Annotated in this window: 23 protein-coding genes; 9 read left to right on the top strand and 14 right to left on the bottom strand. The window is 40.9% G+C overall.

Annotated features, from left to right (window positions below):
• Positions 1-5: 5 nt before the first annotated feature.
• The 5 genes from G6053_RS11985 to panB form a co-directional block, all read right to left on the bottom strand.
• Positions 6-3,089, bottom strand: a complete 3,084-nt coding sequence (locus G6053_RS11985; protein ID WP_165306593.1) for an efflux RND transporter permease subunit — start codon at positions 3,087-3,089, stop codon at positions 6-8.
• 6 nt (positions 3,090-3,095) lie between these two features.
• Positions 3,096-4,157 carry an efflux RND transporter periplasmic adaptor subunit gene (locus G6053_RS11990; protein ID WP_165306594.1) on the bottom strand — a complete coding sequence of 354 codons (1,062 nt, stop codon included), beginning with the start codon at positions 4,155-4,157 and terminating at the stop codon, positions 3,096-3,098.
• Positions 4,158-4,327: 170 nt separating this feature from the next.
• The gene (locus G6053_RS11995; RefSeq protein ID WP_108631992.1) at positions 4,328-4,483 is read right to left on the bottom strand and encodes a 30S ribosomal protein THX; all 156 of its coding nucleotides are present in this window, start codon (positions 4,481-4,483) and stop codon (positions 4,328-4,330) included.
• An 85-nt stretch (positions 4,484-4,568) separates the two neighbouring features.
• Positions 4,569-5,171, bottom strand: a complete 603-nt coding sequence (locus G6053_RS12000) for a hypothetical protein (protein WP_165306595.1) — start codon at positions 5,169-5,171, stop codon at positions 4,569-4,571.
• A gap of 9 nt (positions 5,172-5,180) precedes the next feature.
• Positions 5,181-5,996 carry a 3-methyl-2-oxobutanoate hydroxymethyltransferase gene (gene panB, locus G6053_RS12005; RefSeq protein ID WP_108631990.1) on the bottom strand — a complete coding sequence of 272 codons (816 nt, stop codon included), beginning with the start codon at positions 5,994-5,996 and terminating at the stop codon, positions 5,181-5,183.
• Positions 5,997-6,079: 83 nt separating this feature from the next.
• Between panB and G6053_RS12010 the strand changes: the two genes are divergently transcribed.
• The 6 genes from G6053_RS12010 to G6053_RS12035 are packed head-to-tail and all read left to right on the top strand — an operon-like array spanning position 6,080 to position 12,308.
• Positions 6,080-6,823, top strand: a complete 744-nt coding sequence (locus G6053_RS12010; protein ID WP_165306596.1) for an RluA family pseudouridine synthase — start codon at positions 6,080-6,082, stop codon at positions 6,821-6,823.
• Between the two features lie 19 nt (positions 6,824-6,842).
• Positions 6,843-7,436 (top strand): TlpA disulfide reductase family protein, encoded by a 594-nt coding sequence (locus tag G6053_RS12015; protein WP_165306597.1) that lies wholly within the window; start codon positions 6,843-6,845, stop codon positions 7,434-7,436.
• A 19-nt stretch (positions 7,437-7,455) separates the two neighbouring features.
• Positions 7,456-8,292, top strand: a complete 837-nt coding sequence (gene pyrF, locus G6053_RS12020) for an orotidine-5'-phosphate decarboxylase (protein ID WP_165306598.1) — start codon at positions 7,456-7,458, stop codon at positions 8,290-8,292.
• A gap of 42 nt (positions 8,293-8,334) precedes the next feature.
• Complete coding sequence (gene guaA / locus G6053_RS12025) at positions 8,335-9,885, top strand: glutamine-hydrolyzing GMP synthase (RefSeq protein ID WP_165306599.1); 1,551 nt, start codon at positions 8,335-8,337, stop codon at positions 9,883-9,885.
• Complete coding sequence (locus tag G6053_RS12030) at positions 9,842-11,125, top strand: ABC transporter substrate-binding protein (RefSeq protein WP_165306600.1); 1,284 nt, start codon at positions 9,842-9,844, stop codon at positions 11,123-11,125. The genes guaA and G6053_RS12030 overlap by 44 nt, the downstream gene beginning before the upstream one ends.
• 7 nt (positions 11,126-11,132) lie before the next feature.
• Entirely contained in the window at positions 11,133-12,308 is a 1,176-nt protein-coding gene (locus G6053_RS12035; protein WP_165306601.1) for an RsmB/NOP family class I SAM-dependent RNA methyltransferase, read from the top strand.
• A 91-nt stretch (positions 12,309-12,399) separates the two neighbouring features.
• Here G6053_RS12035 and G6053_RS12040 read toward each other — a convergent pair whose 3' ends face one another.
• Positions 12,400-12,873 (bottom strand): universal stress protein, encoded by a 474-nt coding sequence (locus G6053_RS12040; protein ID WP_165306602.1) that lies wholly within the window; start codon positions 12,871-12,873, stop codon positions 12,400-12,402.
• A gap of 73 nt (positions 12,874-12,946) precedes the next feature.
• On the opposite strand from G6053_RS12040, the gene G6053_RS12045 reads away from it, so the two are divergent.
• Positions 12,947-13,720, top strand: a complete 774-nt coding sequence (locus G6053_RS12045; RefSeq protein ID WP_108631982.1) for a C40 family peptidase — start codon at positions 12,947-12,949, stop codon at positions 13,718-13,720.
• A 65-nt stretch (positions 13,721-13,785) separates the two neighbouring features.
• On the opposite strand, the gene G6053_RS12050 is transcribed toward G6053_RS12045, so the two are convergent.
• The 6 genes from G6053_RS12050 to G6053_RS12075 form a co-directional block, all read right to left on the bottom strand.
• The gene (locus G6053_RS12050) at positions 13,786-14,373 is read right to left on the bottom strand and encodes an outer membrane beta-barrel protein (RefSeq protein WP_108631981.1); all 588 of its coding nucleotides are present in this window, start codon (positions 14,371-14,373) and stop codon (positions 13,786-13,788) included.
• A 314-nt stretch (positions 14,374-14,687) separates the two neighbouring features.
• Entirely contained in the window at positions 14,688-15,845 is a 1,158-nt protein-coding gene (gene dnaJ, locus G6053_RS12055; RefSeq protein WP_165306603.1) for a molecular chaperone DnaJ, read from the bottom strand.
• A gap of 10 nt (positions 15,846-15,855) precedes the next feature.
• Positions 15,856-16,404: a nucleotide exchange factor GrpE gene (locus G6053_RS12060; protein WP_108631979.1), complete on the bottom strand. Its 549-nt coding sequence runs from the start codon at positions 16,402-16,404 to the stop codon at positions 15,856-15,858.
• 158 nt (positions 16,405-16,562) lie between these two features.
• A complete protein-coding gene (locus tag G6053_RS12065; protein WP_108631978.1) occupies positions 16,563-17,243 on the bottom strand; it encodes an ATP-binding cassette domain-containing protein in 681 nt (226 codons plus the stop codon).
• A gap of 5 nt (positions 17,244-17,248) precedes the next feature.
• Positions 17,249-17,452, bottom strand: coding sequence for a fructose-6-phosphate aldolase (locus G6053_RS12070; RefSeq protein WP_108631977.1), 204 nt, complete (start codon positions 17,450-17,452; stop codon positions 17,249-17,251).
• A 55-nt stretch (positions 17,453-17,507) separates the two neighbouring features.
• Positions 17,508-18,521: an acyl-CoA reductase gene (locus G6053_RS12075; protein WP_165306604.1), complete on the bottom strand. Its 1,014-nt coding sequence runs from the start codon at positions 18,519-18,521 to the stop codon at positions 17,508-17,510.
• Between the two features lie 157 nt (positions 18,522-18,678).
• Between G6053_RS12075 and G6053_RS12080 the strand changes: the two genes are divergently transcribed.
• Both G6053_RS12080 and G6053_RS12085 read left to right on the top strand, forming a co-directional pair.
• Positions 18,679-19,029: a 4Fe-4S dicluster domain-containing protein gene (locus tag G6053_RS12080; protein WP_046672889.1), complete on the top strand. Its 351-nt coding sequence runs from the start codon at positions 18,679-18,681 to the stop codon at positions 19,027-19,029.
• 175 nt (positions 19,030-19,204) lie between these two features.
• Complete coding sequence (locus G6053_RS12085) at positions 19,205-20,641, top strand: cation:dicarboxylase symporter family transporter (protein WP_108631974.1); 1,437 nt, start codon at positions 19,205-19,207, stop codon at positions 20,639-20,641.
• A gap of 83 nt (positions 20,642-20,724) precedes the next feature.
• On the opposite strand, the gene G6053_RS12090 is transcribed toward G6053_RS12085, so the two are convergent.
• Positions 20,725-21,105: a YchJ family metal-binding protein gene (locus G6053_RS12090; RefSeq protein WP_241254986.1), complete on the bottom strand. Its 381-nt coding sequence runs from the start codon at positions 21,103-21,105 to the stop codon at positions 20,725-20,727.
• 12 nt (positions 21,106-21,117) lie between these two features.
• Entirely contained in the window at positions 21,118-21,930 is an 813-nt protein-coding gene (metQ, locus tag G6053_RS12095) for a methionine ABC transporter substrate-binding lipoprotein MetQ (RefSeq protein ID WP_108631972.1), read from the bottom strand.
• Positions 21,931-22,160: the final 230 nt, after the last annotated feature.

Here is a 22,160-nt window from a genome sequence, read left to right on the forward strand (position 1 = left end):
CTGATCTATTCGTAGCTTTTAATGTTATCAAATTCAGGTCTGTGTTTCTTCGGTTTTGACCACATGTAATAGATTGCAGGGATAATGAACAAGGTCAGTATCAACGAAAATATGGTACCGCCAACAATAACAACTCCCATACCAATACGGCTTGTCGAGGCGGCTCCCAGGGACATGGCAATTGGCAAGGCGCCTAGTGCGATGGCTAGACTGGTCATTAAAATAGGTCGCAGGCGAGACTCGGCCGAATGCATGATAGCCTCAAATTTTTCCATACCCTCTTCCCGCATCTGATTGGCAAATTCAACAATTAAAATACCGTTTTTCGTCACCAGGCCGATCAGCATAATGGTTCCGATCTGGCTGAATATATTCCAGGTCTGATCAAATAGCCATAAACTAATCAGGGCACCTGCTACTGCCATCGGCACGGTAAGGATAATGATAAATGGATCGAGGAAGCTTTCAAATTGAGCCGCCAATATCAAATAGATCAGCAACAGGGCTAACCCAAAAGCAAATAGGGTATTGGAGCTACTTTCCACAAAATCGCGGGATTCGCCACTAAGGTCGGTTGTAAAACTCTGATCCAGTACGTTCTCCTTGATACGGTCCATCGCAGCGATGCCATCGCTCATACTCATACCGGGTGCAAGTCCGGCGGAAACAGTAGCTGACATGTAACGGTTATTGTGGTAAAGTTGTGGCGGACTGCTTTCTTCTTTGACATTGACGACGTTATCCAATTGGATGAGCTGTCCGATATTATTGTGGACATAAATTGAGGTTAGATCTGTTGGCGTGGCCCGTCTATCGTTTTCCACCTGTCCGATTACTTGATATTGCTTTCCGTCACGCATAAAATAAGCGAAACGCTGACCGCTTAACAACAGCTGAAGAGACTGAGAGACATCAAGTACGGACACACCCATACTCAAGGCTTTTAAACGATCAATTTCGACATGAAGTTCGGGTTTGTTAAACTTCAGGTTGATATCCGTTGTTGAAAATGTAGGATCATTATTCACTTCATTCATAAACTCCGGGATCTTCTCCTGGAGCTTTTCAAAATTTTGTGCCTGAATAATGTACTGTACCGGTAAACCACCTCTACGGTTCATGGAAATGGTTGGTGTCTGCGAAACATTGACACGCACGCCATCGTATTTTTTTGTCCATTTGGTTAGCTCTTTTGCAACATCATCCTGCGACTTTGTACGTTCTTCCGGATCGACCAGGGTCATACGAATCCGTCCGGAGTTGACGGAACTGGCGCCAAAACCCGGAGAAGTGATATTTAAACTAATCTTATTTTCCGGAATGGAATCGTAAACGAGCTTGTCCAGTTCTTGCATGTAACGGTCCATATATTCATAAGTGGCTCCCTCGGGACCTGTGACATTGACCATAATGCTACTTCGGTCGTCATAAGGGGCGGTTTCTTTTTTGATGGAAGAGAAGATCACTCCAATAATGGCAAAACAGACCAGTAAGATCGGGAAGCTGATCCATTTGATCTTCATGAACTTATCTAGGCTATTGGCATACCCCTTATTCATTTTCACGAACATAGGTTCGGTCCATTCATAAAAGCGGGTCTTTTTATGTCCTCCACCTTTGATCAGGTAAGCATTGAGCATGGGGGTCAAGGTTAGGGAAACGAAGGCCGATACCAGGACGGCCGAAGCTATAACCACCCCGAATTCACGAAACAGACGACCGACGAAGCCTTCCAGAAATATCACCGGTAAGAAAACAGAAGCAAGTGTGACTGAAATGGAAATGACCGCAAAGAAAATCTCTTTTGAACCCTTTAAAGCAGCTTCAATAGGAGACATGCCTTCTTCAACCTTCTTAAAAATATTCTCGGTGACGACAATTCCGTCATCCACGACGAGTCCTGTTGCCAAAACAATCGCCAGTAGGGTAAGCACATTGATCGAAAACCCAAAAATGTACATGATGAAAAAAGTTGCGATCAGTGATACGGGGATATCCAATAAGGGCCGTAGAGCTATTCCCCAGTCACGGAAGAAAAAATAGATGATCAGTGTAACTAATATAATGGAGATCAGTAAGGTCTCCGCTACCTCAACAACGGACTTTTTGATGAATTTGGTATTGTCAGAAGCGATATTGATGCTGATATCCTGAGGAATATCCTCTTTCATCTGATCCAGCATCTTGTAAAAATTATCGGCGATATCCAGGTAATTTGTTCCCGGTTGAGGAATAATGGCCACACCGACCAGCTGTTTACCGTTACTAACCATTTTTGTCTCTAAATTTTCAGCGTCAATTTCAGCACGGCCGATGTCAATAAATTTGACCAGTCGTGTGCTATCTGCTTTTAGGACAATGTTGTTAAACTGCTCGGGAGTGGAAAGGTTGCCAACTGTTTTTACAGTTAATTCAGTGGTATTACCAACAATTTTACCAGAAGGGAGTTCAATATTTTGGTTGTTCAACGCAGTCCGGACATCGGAAGCGGTAATGCCGTAGGCAGCCATTCGGTCGGGATTGAGCCAGAGGCGCATAGCATAACGTTTCTGACCATAAATTTGCGTGCTACTGACCCCGGGAATAGTCTGTAGCCTTTCGGAAATAACGTTTTCAGCGTAATCACTCAGTGAAAGCTTATCTCTGGTTTCACTCTGTAGAGTCAGCGTAATGATCGGGTCGGAGTCTGCATCTGCTTTTGATACGACAGGAGGGGCGTCAATATCTTGAGGCAGGCTTCTGACAGCCTGCGATACTTTGTCACGCACATCGTTGGCAGCTTCTTCCAGATTTTTCTTTAAATCGAATTCAATTGTAATATTGCTTGATCCCTGATTGCTCGAAGAGGATATGTTGCGAATTCCATCGATGGAGTTGATCGCCTTTTCCAGAGGTTCAGTGATCTGGGACTCGATAATGTCGGGATTGGCACCAGCATAGTTGGTACGAACCGATACGATGGCCGGATCAATGGAGGGGTATTCACGAACGCCTAGAAAACTAAAGCCAATGTAGCCAAATAGAATAATTGTGATATTGACAACAATGGTTAAAACGGGGCGCTTTATAAAAACGGCGGATAAATTCATGTACAGTTAGTTAGCTAGTGAAACTTTAACCTTCACTCCATCTTTTAATGCGAGAACACCTGTTGTCAGTACCGTGTCTCCGGCACTTATTCCAGATAAAATTACAATCTCTTTATCCGTGCGCGAACCGGTTTCAACTTTGGTTTCTTTAGCCAGCCCATTCTGAAGGATAAATACTTTTTTTCCGTCTTGAACAGGAACGATGGCCTCCGTTGGGATGGCGATAGCATCATTTTCTACTTCAATCGGCAGGATAACATTGACGAAGGACCCTACCCGAAGCCGACCTTGTTCGTTCGCTGTCCGGGCACGGACAGTCAATGTTCGGGTGTCAAGGGATACTTCAGGTTCGATCGCGTAAATATTTGCTTTTATGACTGTTGGATCATTGGCGACGCTAAATTCGATCGGGGCATTTAACTTAACCATATTACTGTATTTTTCAGGAATGGCAAATGTAATCTTGACTGAATTGTCTTTGACTAAATTTGCGATTAGGGTATTGGATGAGACGATCGCACCTACGGAAATGTTTCTTAAGCCGATCATACCGCTGAATGGTGCGCGCACGGTTGTCTTGGAAATCTGCGCCTGAATCAACTGGATCTGCGCCTGTGCAGTTTTTAACGCCGCACTGGCAATGTCAAATTCTTCCTGACTGATTGCGCCTTTCTGAAGTAATAGTTTTGCCCTACGCTCATTTTCTGCATTAAGCTGATTTGTCGTTTGTGCTTGCTTCAGTTGTGCCTGAAGTTCAATATCATCAATCTTGATCAACGGCTGTCCCTGTTGGATACGTTGCCCCTCGGAAAAGTAAATTTTTGTAATTCGACCATTGACCTCGCTTCTGATTTCAACTTTTTCTTCGGCATCGATACTCCCAGATAAATTGATCGACCGATCTGCTACGGATGACTTCGCAATAATCGCTTGCGCGGCGACAGGAGCATCTTTTTTGACAGCAGATTGGCCACTTTCTTTCTTGTCTTTTTTTGAATTTATGAGGAAATATCCACCTCCGATAACAGCACAGGCTAGAAGGATGTAGATGGTCGTTTTTTTATTCATTGTGGTATAGTCCTTATGTGGTTTTTGATTTGACGGATAAAGATAGGTTTATTCTAATGATGAAACCGGTTGTCAAAAGGATTTTACAATACGAAGCAACCATCTATCCGTTGATGGCGCAATATGCCGGCTATAAAAAAAGCTAGAAACCTGTTCTAGCTTTATGCTTATTATTTTTTCGCTTTGACTGTTTTCTTTTCGACTTCTTTTTGCGTCGAATCATCTACTTTTGGTTTGATGGAAGCTTTCGATAAATGTGGTCTTCTTTTTCCAAAAGAACCGTTTGATATTTTTCCTCTTCTGGTTTTGATATCACCTTTTCCCATAGTATAAAATATTTTGGTTTTAACAATACATTATTGATAAGTTTAAATATACTATATTCCTTTTGGATTTGCAATTTACTTAATATTAAATGATTGGGAAAATTCTTTTCTGTATGTCTATTTTAAAGTTTTGGCTGATGGTATCAAAGAACAGGTTATTGGCCGGTTTATTTTCGGACAGCAGATACGGGATCTCCAGGATGTGATCTTTTAATTTGATCCTATAGTAACCATAGAGCAGACCTCTGGTGGTCTGAATGGACTCAACCTGTTGTACGCCCTGAATGTCCCGGAAAATATTGAAAGTATAATTATCCGCACGAAGCTGTTCCACAAAAACCTCATTTGTTTTGGCGTTAAACCATATCTGCTGACTCTTGATCTTGCGGAAGTGATTGTTGAAAAGAAAAAGGTAACCAATTAAAAAAAAGGCGATTGGAAGCAGAAACAATACAATTTTGATTTTTACAAAGAGTAATATCGTAATGAGAATAAGTACCACACCCATAATGACATTGGAGATTGTTTTCTTGAGGGTGGATTGAATGAGTGCAGCGGGTGCTTCGATCAATTGGAAGCCCGATTTTAAATTTTTGGAATTTATATCTTCTGATCCGGAAAAATTAAATTTTTTCCGGATCAGAAGATAAGCAGCTAGGAGAATTAGTCCAACGATCAACAATTTCATGATGCTTTGTTAATATTGTTCTTCTGCATTTGGATACTGGACAGCCTTGACTTCAGCAACGTAATTGCTCACCGCTGTTGTAATCTGCTCGTGAAGATTGGCAAAATGTCGCATAAACTTGGGCTTAAAATCCGCATTCATCCCCAACATGTCATTAATGACCAATACTTGGCCATCGCAATCGGCACCTGCACCTATTCCGATTGTTGGAATATCCAATTTTTCGGTTACCGTTTTGGCTAAAGCTGCTGGAATTTTCTCCAATACAATGGCAAAACAGCCCACTTCTTGTAGGGCCAGTGCATCTTCAATAAGTTTGGCTGCTTCTTGTTCTTCCTTGGCACGGACACCAAAATTTCCAAATTTGTTAATGGACTGTGGCGTTAAACCCAGATGCCCACAAACTGGGATTCCGCCGGAAATAATCTTTTTGATATTTTCAATAATTTCAAGACCGCCTTCCAATTTCAGGGCATGGGCACCGGATTCTTTCATCATGCGTACAGCTGCGTTGTAGGCTTCGTTTGCAGAACCCTGGTAGCTACCAAAAGGTAAATCTGCCAAGACCATGGCGCGTTCAGTGCCCCGTGCAACGGCCGCTGCATGGTAGATCATATTGTCGAGCGTGATGGGTAGGGTGGTTTCATAGCCAGCAAATACATTGGCTGCAGAATCTCCGATCAGAATAACATCCACACCGGCACTGTCTACCATTTGGGCCATGGAGTAATCATAGCTGGTCAGCATCGAAATCTTCTCCTGACGTTCTTTCATTGCTTGCAGCATCGCTGTGCTTACTCTTTTTATTTCTTTGTTTACAGACATCTTAACTTATATTGTAAACCCAAAAGTAAGGTTTTTATCATACATTGGCCAATATTCTGCCTTGTGTTTTGTATTTTTGTCAAATGATACAGAATGAAACCCGTCTATTTAAATTTCCCAAATTTTCAGAATTAATAATCCATGAGGATGAAAATTTGATTGTTATAAATAAACCACCTTTTGTTGCTTCTTTGGACGAAAGGGAGGGGGGAGAGATTAACATTCTCCGTTTGGCAAAGAAATATCATGCTGACGCTCAAGTCTGCCATCGTTTGGATAAGGAGACTTCAGGTATTTTGTTGATTGCGAAAAATCCGGAAACTTACCGCTCGATTTCAATTGCATTCGAAAAAAGGAGAGTTAACAAGATCTACCATGCAATCATTGGTGGTACACACACTTTTCAGGATCTCGTGGTTGATTTGCCTATTTTGAATCAGGGCAACAAAAGTGTCTCTATTGACCGTGCCAATGGTAAACCAGCCGAAACGATCTTTAATTCGCTTAAATACTATAAGAATTACACCTTGGTGGAGTGTAAACCGATTACCGGACGTATGCACCAAATCCGTATCCACTTGGCAACGCAGCACGCTGCAATCGTAGGGGATAGTATGTACCGCGGTAAACCCGTTTATTTGTCACAAATAAAGAAAAGGGGCTATACCTTATCCAAGGACGAGGAGGAGCAACCAATTATGAAACGTTTTGCCCTACATGCCAAACATGTTGAGTTTGAATTGAACGGTGTGAAGATGGTGTTTGAGGCGCCTTATCCAAAAGACTTTGCGACTTTGCTAAAATTGTTGGACAAATTTGACGCTTAATCTGCCGTAATTATTCTTTATGAATCCAAAAACAAAAAAGATAATTGGCAATGTTGTGTTTGTGCTGTTCATTGGTTTATTGATATGGCCGACCAGCAGGAGTTATTTTCAACAGCTGTTGATGAAGATCGGTTTATTTAAACCGAAATTGGAAGTACCAAAACAGGTTGCGGAGCCGATTGATGCTGTAGCAAAACCTGTGAGCAACACCGTTTCTTTTGTTAATCCTTTGGGCGAAACCATTCAAGTAGCGGACTTAAAGGGTAAGGTCGTTTTTATCAACTTTTGGGCGACTTGGTGTGGGCCATGCAGAGCCGAGATGCCTTCTATTAATGTGCTTTACGATAAATTTAAGGACAATCCGAATATTGTATTTCTGATTGTGGAGATAGAGGGTGATAAAGAGAAGGCTGCTGCTTTTGTCAAGAATGAGAAGTTAACCCTGCCAATTAGTTATCCGAACAGTGATATTCCTAAAGAATGGCTTTCGGAGTCTATTCCAAGCACAGTTATTTTGGATAAGAACGGCAACTTAGCGACACGGCATGAGGGTATGGCCGATTATTCTACACCCGATGTGGCAACCTTTATTCAAGATTTAATCAATAAATAATTACGATCTATACATTAGCATGACCAGAGCAGAACTTATTAATCAAATTAAAGAGAAACGTTCGTTTTTATGTGTCGGATTGGACACAGACCTTACTAAGATTCCTGAGCATCTTTTGGATGATGAGGACCCGATCTATAGTTTTAATAAAGCAATTATAGATGCTACAGCTGATTTATGTGTCGCTTATAAACCAAATATCGCCTTTTATGAATGTTACGGACTAAAGGGATGGCAGTCGCTTCAAAAAACTTGGGCTGCATTACCGAAAGACTGTTTTAGTATCGCTGATGCCAAACGGGGCGATATCGGAAATACCTCAGGCCGTTACGCAATGGCATTTTTTGATGAGTCAAATTCAGGTCTGGGATTCGACAGTATTACCATTGCTCCTTACATGGGGAAAGATTCGGTCACACCGTTTTTGGATTTCAAGGATAAGTGGGCTATTGTACTGGCATTAACATCAAATGAAGGCAGCCGGGACTTTCAGAATTTTGAGAATAAGGAAGGGCTTCAGTTATTTGAGCAGGTTATTGACAAAGTAAATACTTGGGGGAATATAGACAATTTAATGTATGTAGTGGGGGCGACAAGGGGAGAAGGCTTTATTAAGATTCGTGAACATGCACCGGAACATTTTCTATTGGTGCCGGGGGTAGGTGCACAGGGCGGCTCGCTAGAAGATGTTTGTAAATATGGGATGAATAGAGATTGTGGACTTTTGGTGAATAGTACCAGAGGAATTATATATGCTTCAAAAGGACGTGATTTTGCGGAACGCGCGCGTGAGGAAGCCTTGAAATTACAAAAAGAGATGGAAATTGAACTGCTAAAAGCAGGTATTATTTCCTGATTTGACATTTAATAATTCATTCGTAATACTTACCTTTGCAGCATGCCAGAAAAAATTATCATTCTAGACTTCGGGTCTCAGTACACGCAATTAATTGCAAGACGTGTCAGAGAACTAAATGTGTATTGTGAGATACACCCGTTTAATAAATTGCCAGATTTTGACGAATCTGTGAAAGGTGTTATATTCTCCGGAAGCCCCTTTTCGGTTCGACAAGATGATGCACCTCAAATTGATTTTGTCGCTATTCAGGAGCGCTTTCCTCTTTTAGGGGTGTGTTATGGTGCACAGTACATTGCTCAACAATCAGGTGGAGATGTATTGCCATCTGAAATCCGTGAATATGGTCGTGCAAATCTGCAATTTCTCAATAGTGAAAATGAATTGTTGGCAGGTGTACCCGTACAATCTCAAGTATGGATGTCGCATGGCGATACGATTAAGGAGGTGCCAGCAAACTTTGATATCATTGCCAGTACAGATAAAGTACGCGTAGCGGCTTACCAGATAAAAGGCACACGCACTTATGGTATACAGTTTCATCCAGAAGTAACACACAGCACGGATGGTGCTATTTTATTGAAAAATTTTGTTGTCGGGATCTGTGGTTGTGCGCAGGACTGGACTCCAGATGCTTTTGTAGAGACAACCGTAGCATCATTGAAAGAACAGCTGGGTGATGACCATGTGATCATGGCTTTATCCGGAGGTGTGGATTCTACTGTTGCTGCAGTTTTATTACACCACGCAATCGGACAGAAATTACATTGTATTTTCGTGGATCATGGTTTGCTTCGTAAAGATGAATACGAGCAAGTATTGGATTCTTACAAAAATATGGGTTTAAATATTAAGGGAATTAATGCAAAAGACTTATTCTATGGTCGTTTGGCAGGAGTTTCTGAACCTGAGGAGAAGCGTAAAATCATCGGTAATTCCTTTATTGATGTATTTGACGAAGCTGCGAAGGAAATTCAAAAAGAATTACCGGAAGGAATTGAAGCCAAGTGGTTGGGACAGGGTACAATTTATCCTGATATTATTGAATCAGTTTCGGTTAAAGGACCTTCAGCAACCATAAAATCACATCATAATGTAGGCGGTTTGCCTGATTTTATGAAATTGAAAGTTGTTGAACCATTGAAGACGTTATTTAAAGATGAGGTCAGAAGAGTTGGTAGGGCATTAGAGGTAGATCAGGCGATTTTGGGCAGACATCCATTCCCCGGTCCAGGTTTGGCCATTCGTATTTTAGGTGATATTACTGCCGAAAGAGTACGGATTGTTCAGGAAGCAGATGCGATCTTTATCAATAACTTGAAAGAATCCGGTTGGTATGATAAAGTATGGCAGGCTGGTACGATCTTTTTACCTGTACGGTCAGTAGGGGTAATGGGTGACGAACGTACTTACGAGCATGTCGTGAGCTTAAGAGCTGTAGGATCGCTTGATGGGATGACTGCAGATTGGATACATCTACCATATGACCTGTTGGCAAAAATTTCAAATGAAATTATCAACCATGTGAAAGGAATTAACAGAGTTGTATATGATATCAGTTCAAAACCACCCGCTACGATTGAGTGGGAATAAAATATGGGTTGCAGCACTCGTGGCATTATGCCTAGCGAGCTGTACAACCAAAAAAAGCACAGTATTGCGTTCGCCCTCTTCTAGTCGGGGCGAACAGCAAACTGCTGTCACTAAACCAAACGGTGAGAAAGATAAACCTGCCGTAAAGGTAGGTGATGTGCAAAATGTAAATGGCCATTCGGTTAAGAACAATAAAATTGCACTGCTTTTGCCGTTTGAATTAAATAGCATCGCTAAAATGGTGACTACAGAAGATGTCGAGCGCTCTGCTCTGGCACTGGATTTTTACCAAGGTTTTCAATTAGGTCTGGATAAGATCGCTAAAGACGGGATGCTTTTTGATTTGCAGGTTATCGACTCGCGCGATAATGTTGCCTATAATGCGTCGCTGGGAACCGCGGCGGCAGTAAAGGATGCCGCGCTTGTTGTCGGACCTGTCTATCCAAGGGAAATTCGAAGTTTTGCGCAGACTTTTGCCAACAAAAATGTTCTTCAGGTTTCTCCATTGGCAGCAACGATGGCTTCAGAATTTAGCCTGCCCAACCTTGTGTCCATGACACCGTCGATACGGACACATGCTGAAACCTTGGCAAAATACGTTGCCGATCAGTATTATAATGGCGATCAAATTTTGATCTATGATGCCGGTGATGATGAGAGCAAACAGTTTTTGGTTAATTTTGCTAATGAAGTTACAAAGGCAAATGCGCAGGCAAAGATTAAAACAGTGATGAGCATCAATGAGCTCAATAATAGCCTTGTACTTGCAGGAACGAATCATGTTGTGTCCGGAACAGCTAATAAGAATCTCGTCAAAGGATTGTTGGATGCTATGGATGAGCGTTTCTTGAATCCGGGTAATCAATTCAAATTGTATGGACATCCAAATTTTTCGAAGCTTTCTTTTGAAAATTTTGAAAATATGGACTTTTATGGCTTAACGATTACTTCTTCGAGTCTGGCCGATGAATCAGATGGTGATACGAGAAAGTTTATAGCAAATTATAAATCGCTGTATAAAGTCGATCCTTCTGAGTTTTCCTATAAGGGCTACGATGCGGCTGTTTATTTTGGCCGTTTGCTCCATAAATATGGTGTTGACTATGTAAGCCATATCACCCAGGAAAAATTCTCGGGGCTCAATAGTGATTATAAGTTTGAGTTTTATCCAAAATGGGGCTATGCCAATAGAGCTTTAGGGATAATGGTCTATCACAATAAGAAATTTGAAAGAAAATAATCTTTGAATGGCTGAATTCAGTGAAAAACGTGTTTACCAACAAATACGTAATTTTGAGCGTGCAATGGATGGTTTTGAGGGACATCAGCCATTTTCACGATATTTGACGACTTTTTTTAAGGAAAATAAACAGATGGGATCCTCGGATCGGAAGTCTACTTCCCGTTTGTGCTATAACTATTTTCGTTTGGGGGCAGCGGCCCCACAGTTGTCACAGCAGCGACGACTGGTCCTTGCTGAGTTTTTATGTGAAAAAGACAGCCCATTGGTGAGCTTACTCGAACCTGCATATCTTGAAAAGCTGGGTTTATCCGTAGGCGAAAAGATTGCTTTTCTAGAATCTGAAGGACTAATAAAAAGCGAGGATCTATTTCCATTTACCGCATATTTTTCGCCCCAGATTGATACCAAACTTTTTTTGGAGAGCCAACTGGTACAACCACATCTCTATATTCGAATAAAAAGGGGTAAAAATAAAATCGTACGTGCGATTTTGGACGAAAATCAGATTCCCTATCACGAATTGGACGATCAGACTATCGCTTTAGCGAATGGTACCTCATTGCAGCGATTTTCCACATTAGAAGGACTTGTTGAAGTGCAGGATCTATCTTCACAGCGTACACTTGCATTTATGAAACCGGCGGAAAGGGAATCTTGGTGGGATGCTTGCGCAGCATCCGGGGGTAAATCTCTTTTGTTAATGGATGCCTGTCCCTCGATAAACCTATTGGTATCTGATCTTCGTATGAGTATCCTCCGAAATCTGGACGAGCGATTTGACCTGGCGGGAATTAAGCATTACCGAAAGAAAATACTGGACCTGACAAAAGACCCATATCCCATATTGGGGAATGAAAAATTTGACGGGGTATTATTGGATGCACCCTGTACGGGCTCCGGGACCTGGGGGCGCACACCAGAGATGATCCGGCAGTTTAAAACCGTCAAGATCGAGGAGTTTAGCACATTGCAGAAGACAATTGCAAGTCATGTCGCCGGTTATGTGAAAGTGGGGAAGCCACTGATCTATATTACCTGCTCGATATTTAAGGCTGAGAATGAAGAGGTGGTAGATTACATCTTAAATAATTTAGGTTTTGAACTGGAAAGCATGCGTTGTCTGGATGGTTATACGGAAAGAGCGGATAGTATGTTTGTCGCCCGATTGATCAAAAAATAAGCAGATTGGCCTAGAAATATAGAAGAGCCTATTCTTTTTCTAAGAATAGGCTCTTTATTTTATCTCGACCATTGCAATTCGGACAGATCCGTTAATCGCATTTGCTTGGAATGACCAGCACCGGACAGGTAGCTTTGCGGATAACGGACTCCGATACAGAACCTGAAATAAAATGGTCGAACCCAGTTCGTCCATTTGATCCCATAATGATGAGATCTGCCGACCATTCATGCGAAGCAGCAAGAATTTCCTCTTTGATGGATCCAATTCGATTGAAAAGATATACTTCTCCCGATTCCGTAAATTCGCGGCTTAATTTTTCAAGATATTTTTGCGCATTTTCCTGTTCCATTTCGGATACCTCCGGCACAATGATCGGTTGCTGACCCAATAAGGGATCAGCTCCAAAATTAGTCGGTGAGGTGGGCGGAATAACCGTGACGAGCGCAACTGAGGCGTTAAATACCTGAGCCATTTCCTTCGCATAGAGAATGGCTTTCTCTGAACATGGAGCATCATCGACTGCAACGAGTATTCTTTTGAATTTTAAATTTGTATTCTCCATATCTACTATAATTAATTTATCTTCGTTTTATAATATATAATCACATATTTGACAATTTTGTTTTGTTGGGCCAATGAAATATGGTATTTGTACGTTAGCTCTCGTTCCGTTGCGTGCGGAACAGGCACATCGGAGTGAGATGGTTTCCCAGGTATTGTTTGCTGAATTATTTGAAATTCTGGAAATACAGACGGAATGGACATCGATAAGGCTGTTAGAAACAGGTTACTTGGGCTGGATTCAGAATGGTCAGTTTAGGAAGCTTGATCCTATGGAAATGGAGGAATATCTTGCCGCAGATCTAAGACTGGTTGGCAGGGAAGGAGGCTTGCTTCTGAATGGTACGGAGCGGCTATACCTCTGCCATGGTACAAAGCTCTATTTAGCTGAGGGAGATCGGTTTCGGGTAGCACAGCTGGATATGACTTACCAAGGCAGTATCAACTCTTTTTCTGGGGCTGATTTTGAAACTAAAGTTGCCGAACTGGCCATGAGCTATAAGGATACACCCTATTTATGGGGTGGACGTTCTCAGTGGGGAATAGACTGTTCTGGTTTTTCGCAGTTGATCTATAGCTGTTTTGGCATAGCTCTGCCTAGGGATGCGTATCAGCAAGCAGAACTAGGAGAGACAGTTGATTTTATCTCGGAAATTAAAGTCGGGGATTTAGCTTATTTTGACAACGCGGATGGACGGATTACTCATGTGGGCATTATGCTGGATCGGGATACCATTATTCATGCCTCAGCGAAAGTACGTATTGACCGAATGGACAATGAAGGCATTTTTAATCAGGAACTAAATCGCTATTCCCATAAATTGCGAATTATTAAACGCTATACCTAATGATGAAAAAAGGCTATAAGTATCAGTACCTATAGCCCCTTTCTTTCTTTCTTATCAACTACCTATTAGAAATGGAACTGTACACCTAAAGTTGGTGCTAAAGAGTTCGCATCTAAACCAAATGTATTTGTTGTGATATCGTTGGTTTTATCTTTATTATAGTTATAGTATAAACCTCTAACTTTTAATTCGATACCAATTTTACTTGTTGGGAAGTACGCCAATCCTGGTGCTAATTCAACACCATAGTTTTCGAATTTGTTTTTTGTTTCAACGTTATTTGATTCAGCTGTCACTTTTCCCCATGACATTGGTACGGATAATTGTGCAAAGAATCTTAATGGACCATTAGCAGAGTATTTTCTGACGAATGGAGCTACTTGAAAAGCATCAACTTTAGTACTGTGGTTTTTGTCAACTTCGTTTTTGCTCCAGTTGTAACCAACGCCAGTACCTACTGCCCAGTTGTCACTTACGAAGTAACCAACAGTTGGGTTGATGGAGAATGAATTATCTTTGCGGTCTGTATCTTTAACTTTAGAAGTTTCGAAGCCAACTTGACCACCAACCATAATTTTTCCTTTTTCAGTTTGTGCGTTTGCTGCAATTGTTAAACCTGCAATGGCAGTTAATGTAAGTAAAACTTTTTTCATGTCTTTTTTATTTAATAGTTTGTTCTGATGAGCCAGTAATTACTTTCTGACTTTTTAAATTCATTAGTCAAATATCGCAAAGTTATTTTATTTTATTGTCACTATATTGTCTAGATATTTTACCAAAATCGTAAATGATAGTGGTTCAATTGATTAAATTTTATGCTTTTTTTTATAGATTGCTTATTGTTTTAACAATGTCTGAAGAGTGTTGACTTTTTGTAACTATTTGTCAATTTGACGTAAGAAAGCAAAAAAAGAGTCCTATATCAATTGATATAGGACTCTCCATGTCGTTGTTTAAATCCGACTTTTTATTCGAAATATTCTTTTATGCGTTCAAAGAATGACTTCTCACTTTTACCGGGCTGCGGTTTGAAGTTCGGTGATTCTTTGAGTTTATTTAATAGTTCTTTTTCTTCGTTGGATACAGCTTTTGGTGTCCAGATATTCACATAAACAAGTTGATCCCCTTTGTGGTAGGAATTGACCTCGGGAATACCTTTTCCTTTTAGACGTAATATTTTGCCCCCCTGCGTTCCGGGTTCAATTTTTATTTTGGCTTTTCCGTCAATTGTAGGTACTTCTACACTAGTACCTAATGTAGCGTCCACAAAATTGATGTACAGATCATAAATGACATTTAGGCCATCACGTTTTAAGCTTTCGTGAGGTACTTCTTCGATTAATATGATCAGGTCTCCCGGAATACCGCCGCGTGGAGCTGCGTTACCTTTACCGCTCATTGAGAGCTGCATTCCTTCGCTCACACCTGCTGGAATATTGATCGCAATTGTTTCTTCACCGCGTTCTAATCCTTCACCTCGGCAAGTTGTACATTTTGCGGTAATTTCAACACCTTCGCCATTACAGGTAGGACAGGTGCTGGTGGTTTGCATTTGTCCCAAGATGGTGTTGGTCACTCTGCGTACTGATCCTGAGCCACCACAGGTTTTACAGGTATGGAAAGACGATTTATCTTTTGCTCCTGTGCCCTCACAACTATGACAGGAAACTTGTTTGTTTACTTTAACTTTTTTCTCAACACCTTTAGCGATTTCTTCAAGAGTCAATTTAACTTTAATGCGTAAATTGCTTCCACGCGCTACGCGACGTCCTCCACGTTGACCTCCGCCGCCACCTCCAAAGAAGCTTTCGAACGGATGTCCACCACCAAAAATATCACCGAACTGACTGAATATATCGTCCATATTCATGCCGCCGCCACCACCGTAGCCACCACTTGCTGAATTACCGGCGTGGCCAAATTGGTCGTAGCGTTGACGTTTTTGTGGATTGCTCAAGATATCGTATGCCTCAGCAGCTTCCTTAAATTTTTCCTCAGCTTCATGGTCACCGGGATTTTTATCCGGGTGATATTTAATCGCTAATTTGCGATAAGCTGATTTAATCTCCTTCTCGTCCGCTGAACGCGCGACACCAAGTATATCGTAATAATCTCTTTTTGACATCGTCTTACTATTATTGACCTATAACTACTTTCGCGTGACGGATCACTTTGTCACCTAGGTAGTACCCCTTTTCGATAACGTCCACTACTTTATTTTTTAAATCTGCCGTTGGTGCTGGAATAGATGTAATAGCTTCCTGCAATTCAGGGTCAAATGCCTGACCGATCGTTTCCATTTCTTTTAACCCCAATTGAGACAATGTCTGTCTTAGTTTGTTGTTAACGATATCCATTCCCGTTTTGACAGATGCCACATCTGTTGCAGTTTCCATGGCATTTAAGGCACGGTCAAAATCATCTAAGGTAGGTAATAACTTTCCGATCACATCTTTACCGGCTGATTGAATCAATTCAACACGCTCTTTGCTCGTACGTTTTCTGTAATTGTCAAATTCAGCAGATAGACGAATGTATTTATCCTTTGCCTCTGCCAATTCGGCTGCCAGCTTCTCTTCAGGAGACAATTCTACCTGATTTTCCGAAGGCTGCTCCTGTTGATCAGAAGAATTAGTTTCTACTTGATCTTGACTCTCATCATAATAATTATCTTGCTCATTCATATCTTCAATGCTAAAATAGATTCAAAAATTTACTATACCTTCCTTTGTCAAAGTTTTTGCCAAACAATAAAATTCCGACAGCTTGTCAGATTTTATCAAAAAAGCCTAACAATTTGTCGGAATTTGTAAAAATGTCTTTTTAACTGTCAGTTTTTCGTTTAGATGCTGACATCATCCTGTAGAATACCGTCCCCGGTTTTGATAATCCGGGATGGCATATTGCGAATAATGGTATAATCGTGGGTAGCCATTAAAATTGCAGTTCCAGAATTGGCAATGTCACGCAGTAAAAGGACAATTTCCTCCGACGTTGCCGGATCCAGATTACCCGTAGGCTCATCCGCCAAAATGATCTCCGGATTATTCAGTAGTGCACGAGCAATAACGATCCGTTGTTGCTCACCACCTGAAAGTTCATGGGGCATTTTCTTTAATTTGGAACGGAGTCCGACTTTTTCCAAGACGTCCAAGATACGTGCATCGATCATTTTTTTATCTTTCCAGCCCGTCGCCTTTAAGGCAAACTCCAAGTTCTTTTCGATCGTCCGGTCTGAGAGTAAATGAAAATCTTGAAAGACAATTCCCAATTTCCTGCGTAAATAGGGGACATCATTTTCATGAAGTTTCTTTAAATCAAAGCCAGCAATCATTCCTTCGCCATTGCCGATATACAAATCGCCATAGATGATTTTTAATAAACTACTTTTTCCACTGCCAGACTGTCCGATAAGGTAGAGAAACTCTCCTTTGCCGATACTTAAATTGACATTGGATAATACCAGATGTTTCTGTTGAAAGATATCAACGTTCTTTAATGTAATTACTTTATTTTCAATCATGGGCGTTAAAACTCTAATTTTTTAATTTGGCCAAAAGGCATTTCTTTGACCAATTGCATGATATATTCTGCCTTTTCTCCTAATCCGATCTTATCAAGAGACTTGTCAGGCCGATCCACTCTAAAATATGCCAACAAGGTGAAGGCATCATCTCGCAGCTGCACATAGTCGGGGATTTTGGCGACACCTCTTACTTTAATGATATACATGATTTCAAAGTTAGTATTTTTAATGCAATTTCCGTACTACGAAATTAACCGAAGCTTACTGATTTGCAAATAAGAAGTCTAAGGTATTTATCCCATCTGCATAATCATTCAAAGCAGGACACTGACTTTCACCAAAATGAAAAACTGGCGAATGAATGTTCAATTGCACTTCCGAGACCACACATTGGATATTTTCAGCTTGTTGATTCAACTCGTTTTCGACATCTCCAAGGCTGTTGTATTCTTCATAATAAACGACAGATAGCGGAGATGCTGTACGCTCATCCCGTTTGAGCAATAGAAAACCATTGTCAAAATGTTTGTCTCCATTGATCAAATAGATGGATTTATTGTAGTCGTAATTGTTATTGTATTTATAGTGGTCAGCCACATCTTTAAAATCTGCTATTCCTTCAAAAAAATGGGAAACATTATAGCCTTTCGGAACAAAAATTTTGGAAACGGAACGACAGCCGAGTCCGAAATAATTGAAGATGTCGTGCCCCAAAGCCTGTAGTTGTGCAGCGGATTCCGTACCGGTAATAACGGCAACACTATTTCTGTTGCGTCGGATAATATGCGGCTTAACTCCAAAATAATAATCGAAGTAACGGGCCGTATTATTTGATCCGGTCGCAATGACAAGGTCGAAGTCTTTGAGTTTATCTACGATTTCAAAAGCTGTTTCAAAAGCGGGCTCGATTTGTTTTAAACGATTGAGTACATAGTTTGTTAAACCAGCGTCATCTGAGGATACTTTAATTTTTGCCCTAAATCCGCTGATTAATACACAAAGGATATCATGAAAACCAACCAGTGGAATATTTCCGGCGAGAATTAAGCCTACTGTTTTAGCCGACTCGTTATCCGGATAGTCCTGTAACCAGTAATTGAGCTGTTCTGCCGTTAAGTTGGAAGTAATCGCATGTAGGGCATTTTCAACATTTTTTATGGTATACCAAGGGTTTTTATGTTGCGCCAGTTGAATGATCTGAATAAGATCTTCAGGCTGCTTTTTCAACAGTTCACCCAGTTTTACAAACGCATTTATTCGTTGTTGCTTTGTCAAAATATTAAATTTTTAAAAGATGAATACACAAATTTGTGTTATATTTGTGCTGTTAACATTAATCAACGTGAATCAACTAGCCTTATTGTACAATCAGACTTTGTTTTCATATTGATAATGCAAAAATAGTTTATTTATCATAATTGTGAGGTTATAAATGGCGATTAAAATTACAGACGAATGCATTAACTGTGGTGCTTGCGAACCAGAATGCCCAAATAATGCAATATACGATGCTGGTGTAACTTGGAAATTCTCAGATGGGACTGCTTTAGATGGTGTTATAGATTTTGGTGATGGCGTTACGCTCGATGCGAATGAATCACAGGAAGCGATCTCAAATGAAGTCTATTATATTGTTTCGGATAAATGTACGGAGTGTGTAGGTTTCCACGATGAGCCGCAATGTGCGGCTGTTTGTCCGGTAGACTGTTGTGTGGATGACGAAGATGTACGCGAGTCTAACGATGAGCTATTAGCGAAAAAAGCTTGGTTACACGCGGAATAATTTTTTGATTCCGTTAAAATATAAGGCAGGGTAAGAAATTATCCTGCTTTTTTTATGCTCCTGCATTTCTGGGAAATCGGTATTTTGTTGTGAAACAGCGGCCGTTTAAATAATAATATTTGCAAAAGCATAGGATTTTTTTATTTTTGTTCTTTTGACCATTAAAATCTTTTAAATGTTAAAAACCAAAATAGGGTACATCACCCTGATCACAGTTACATTAGCTTGTATCATTGCTGTATTATACGAATTTGATGTTGTAGGCTTTTCGCATGAATTTCTAATGGCTGTCCGTTGGATAGTTGCCACCGTTTTGGTTGTGAATGCGCTTTATAAGAAAAATTTGACTACCTGGATCCTGACCTGTATGATCCTGGGTATTTTTGTCGGGCTGGATTTTCCCAATCTGGCAATCTCTTTGCAGCCATTGAGCAAAGGTTTCATCAAGCTGGTGAAAACAATTGTAGGGCCTATTCTTTTTGCTACACTGGTTTATGGTATTGCTGGGCATTCTGATCTGAAACAGGTGGGACGTATGGCCTGGAAATCTATGCTGTATTTCTTCTGTGCAACGACCTGTGCTATTTTTATTGGTTTGGGTGCGATTAATCTGACCCGTGCCGGTGTAGGTGTGGATGTTGCACATATGCCACATGAGGAGCTGCCCGCACCTAAAGAAAGTATGGATGAACATGTCTTGAAATCGCTGCCCGATAATGTACATCCCGTTTACAAATTCACTTCATTTATCCGAGATCTCTTTCCTGAAAATATCGTAAAATCTGTTGCCGATAATCAGGTGTTACAGATTGTTGTCTTTTCGGTGCTATTCGGAATCGGGCTTGCAATGGTTGATGAGAAGAAGCGGAAACCTTTGGTGGATTTTACGGAAAGCATGTCTGAGACAATGTTTAAGTTCACGAATATCATTATGTATTTCGCGCCGGTTGGGGTGGGAGCTGCAATGGCCTATACGGTAGGTCATCTTGGTGTTGATATTTTGAAAAACCTATTTATGCTGTTGGCAACATTGTATTTTGCATTGTTTTGCTTTCTGACTTTGGTGTTGCTTCCTGTTGCACTTTACTTAAAGATTCCTGTCAGACGTTTTATTAATGCCATCAAAGAACCGGTGTCTATTGCTTTCGCCACGACAAGTTCAGATGCTGCTTTACCGAAAGCGATGAGTGCAATGGAGAAATTTGGCGTTCCGCGTAAGATCGTTTCGTTTGTTATCCCTACAGGCTATAGCTTTAACCTGGACGGTACTTCGCTGTATTTATCGCTGGCTGCAATTTTTGTTGCGCAGGCAGCTGGTATTCACTTGTCGTTTGGACAGCAGCTCATGATTGCGTTCACATTAATGATTACCTCTAAAGGAGTAGCGGCAGTGCCCCGTGCTTCGTTAATTATCTTAATAGCAACGGCTGATCAGTTTGGTCTGCCAACCTTTGTTATCGCCGCGATTTTGGGTATAGATGAATTGATGGATATGGCACGTACTTCAGTTAATGTTGTTGGTAACTGCCTTGCAACGGTAGTTGTCGCAAAGTGGGAGGGTGAGTTTGATGAAGAAGCGCCTTACCGCGAAGATACGGAGGAATTGGTTTAGTTATCCGTTCTAACATATATAAAAAAGCTGCGCTAACAAGAAATGTTAGCGCAGCTTTTTTTGTATAAAATCCTCAGGCTAGTTTACCGGCCATCTACATAATACCAAAGGTCGCCTTGTTGTTTAAATGTAGACTTTTCATGGTGGATCTGTACTTGCAGCTCCGAATCCAAATAATGCGCTTCAAATTCTACCGTGGAAAATGTTGCTTTCAGTATATTGAGCTGCATCCACTTATTTTCCTTAGCCCATTGCTCAATAGCATTCTTATTTTGGAATCTTCTTGTTGTAGGGTGGAATGTGTTGTACAAAAAGTCAATGTTTCCCACGACAAAAGCACTGTAGCGTGCCCGCATAAGTGCTTCGGCAGTAGTTGCCTTGGTGTAGTTGCTGTGCACTTGCTGACAGCATTCCGCAAAAGTTAGTCCTGAGCCACAAGGGCAAGAATGAGTTGTTTCAGTCACAATTTTTAACGTTTACCAGCCTTTAATGGCACCGTTTTTAAACACCTTTTTCGCTGTTGCTTCTACTTCCGGAGATTGATAGGACTGTATAAACTGCTGTACTTTTTCGTCATTTTTATTATCTGCCCGTGCAACGATTAAGTTGACATAAGGGGATTCTTTATCCTCTGTAAATAATCCTTGTTTTTCAGGGTCCAGTCCAGCTTGTGAAGCAAAGCTATTATTGATGATCGCCATTACAACCTGAGGATCATCTAGTACGCGTGGGAGCTGTGGAGCTTCCATCTCAATAATTTTGATCTGCTTCGGATTGCTGACAATATCTGTCACTTTTGGTTGTATGCCCACATTCTCCTTTAAGCCGATGATTCCCTCACGCTGGAGAAGTAAGAGCGAACGCCCACCGTTTGTAGGGTCGTTTGGGATAGCGATAGTCGCACCCGGCTGAAGTTCGGTAATGGTTTTGATCTTTTTGGAATAGGCGACAATCGGGAATACAAACGTATTGCCCACGATAGTTAATTTGGTAAAGCCACGTTGTTTGGACTGCTCCTGTAGATAAGGCTGGTGCTGAAATACATTGACATCGATATCACCTTGATTCAAGGCTTCATTTGGCACAACGTAATCATTGAAGGAAATTAGTTCCACATCCAGATTGAACTTTTCTTTTGCAACTTTCTTAGCCGTTTCAGCAAGTTCCTTTTCAGGACCTGTTACCACACCAACCTTAAGGGTATTTTCCTTCTTTTCCCTGTTATTACAAGCTACAATAGTCGTCAGACTAAAGGCTAAGATTGCAAATGCATAGTTCAATTTTTTCATCTGTATAAATTTGTTTATTCATTAGTCAGTTTTCCCTTTAAGGCATTATTCATAAATATTTATTTTCAATGGTATTCATGAGCTCATTTCATTCGGTTCATGCTGCCTTTGGCGGTTTCAAGTTGTGATGAAGCTATCAGATTTATTCATCTAGTGTATGTTTTAAGCGGCATTGATGAGGTCGCTTTTGCTCGGTTATTCACTCCAAAGTATGATCGAATAAATCATGA

It is taken from the genome of Sphingobacterium sp. DR205 (genome assembly GCF_011064245.1).
Taxonomy (GTDB): domain Bacteria; phylum Bacteroidota; class Bacteroidia; order Sphingobacteriales; family Sphingobacteriaceae; genus Sphingobacterium; species Sphingobacterium athyrii.

Coding starts and splice junctions, on each gene's coding strand:
- G6053_RS11985 (WP_165306593.1), bottom strand. CDS start 3,089: ATGAATTTATCCGCCGTTTTTATAAAGCGCCCCGTTTTAACCATTGTT.
- G6053_RS11990 (WP_165306594.1), bottom strand. CDS start 4,157: ATGAATAAAAAAACGACCATCTACATCCTTCTAGCCTGTGCTGTTATC.
- G6053_RS11995 (WP_108631992.1), bottom strand. CDS start 4,483: ATGGGAAAAGGTGATATCAAAACCAGAAGAGGAAAAATATCAAACGGT.
- G6053_RS12000 (WP_165306595.1), bottom strand. CDS start 5,171: ATGAAATTGTTGATCGTTGGACTAATTCTCCTAGCTGCTTATCTTCTG.
- panB (WP_108631990.1), bottom strand. CDS start 5,996: ATGTCTGTAAACAAAGAAATAAAAAGAGTAAGCACAGCGATGCTGCAA.
- G6053_RS12010 (WP_165306596.1), top strand. CDS start 6,080: ATGATACAGAATGAAACCCGTCTATTTAAATTTCCCAAATTTTCAGAA.
- G6053_RS12015 (WP_165306597.1), top strand. CDS start 6,843: ATGAATCCAAAAACAAAAAAGATAATTGGCAATGTTGTGTTTGTGCTG.
- pyrF (WP_165306598.1), top strand. CDS start 7,456: ATGACCAGAGCAGAACTTATTAATCAAATTAAAGAGAAACGTTCGTTT.
- guaA (WP_165306599.1), top strand. CDS start 8,335: ATGCCAGAAAAAATTATCATTCTAGACTTCGGGTCTCAGTACACGCAA.
- G6053_RS12030 (WP_165306600.1), top strand. CDS start 9,842: ATGATATCAGTTCAAAACCACCCGCTACGATTGAGTGGGAATAAAATA.
- G6053_RS12035 (WP_165306601.1), top strand. CDS start 11,133: ATGGCTGAATTCAGTGAAAAACGTGTTTACCAACAAATACGTAATTTT.
- G6053_RS12040 (WP_165306602.1), bottom strand. CDS start 12,873: ATGGAGAATACAAATTTAAAATTCAAAAGAATACTCGTTGCAGTCGAT.
- G6053_RS12045 (WP_108631982.1), top strand. CDS start 12,947: ATGAAATATGGTATTTGTACGTTAGCTCTCGTTCCGTTGCGTGCGGAA.
- G6053_RS12050 (WP_108631981.1), bottom strand. CDS start 14,373: ATGAAAAAAGTTTTACTTACATTAACTGCCATTGCAGGTTTAACAATT.
- dnaJ (WP_165306603.1), bottom strand. CDS start 15,845: ATGTCAAAAAGAGATTATTACGATATACTTGGTGTCGCGCGTTCAGCG.
- G6053_RS12060 (WP_108631979.1), bottom strand. CDS start 16,404: ATGAATGAGCAAGATAATTATTATGATGAGAGTCAAGATCAAGTAGAA.
- G6053_RS12065 (WP_108631978.1), bottom strand. CDS start 17,243: ATGATTGAAAATAAAGTAATTACATTAAAGAACGTTGATATCTTTCAA.
- G6053_RS12070 (WP_108631977.1), bottom strand. CDS start 17,452: ATGTATATCATTAAAGTAAGAGGTGTCGCCAAAATCCCCGACTATGTG.
- G6053_RS12080 (WP_046672889.1), top strand. CDS start 18,679: ATGGCGATTAAAATTACAGACGAATGCATTAACTGTGGTGCTTGCGAA.
- G6053_RS12085 (WP_108631974.1), top strand. CDS start 19,205: ATGTTAAAAACCAAAATAGGGTACATCACCCTGATCACAGTTACATTA.
- metQ (WP_108631972.1), bottom strand. CDS start 21,930: ATGAAAAAATTGAACTATGCATTTGCAATCTTAGCCTTTAGTCTGACG.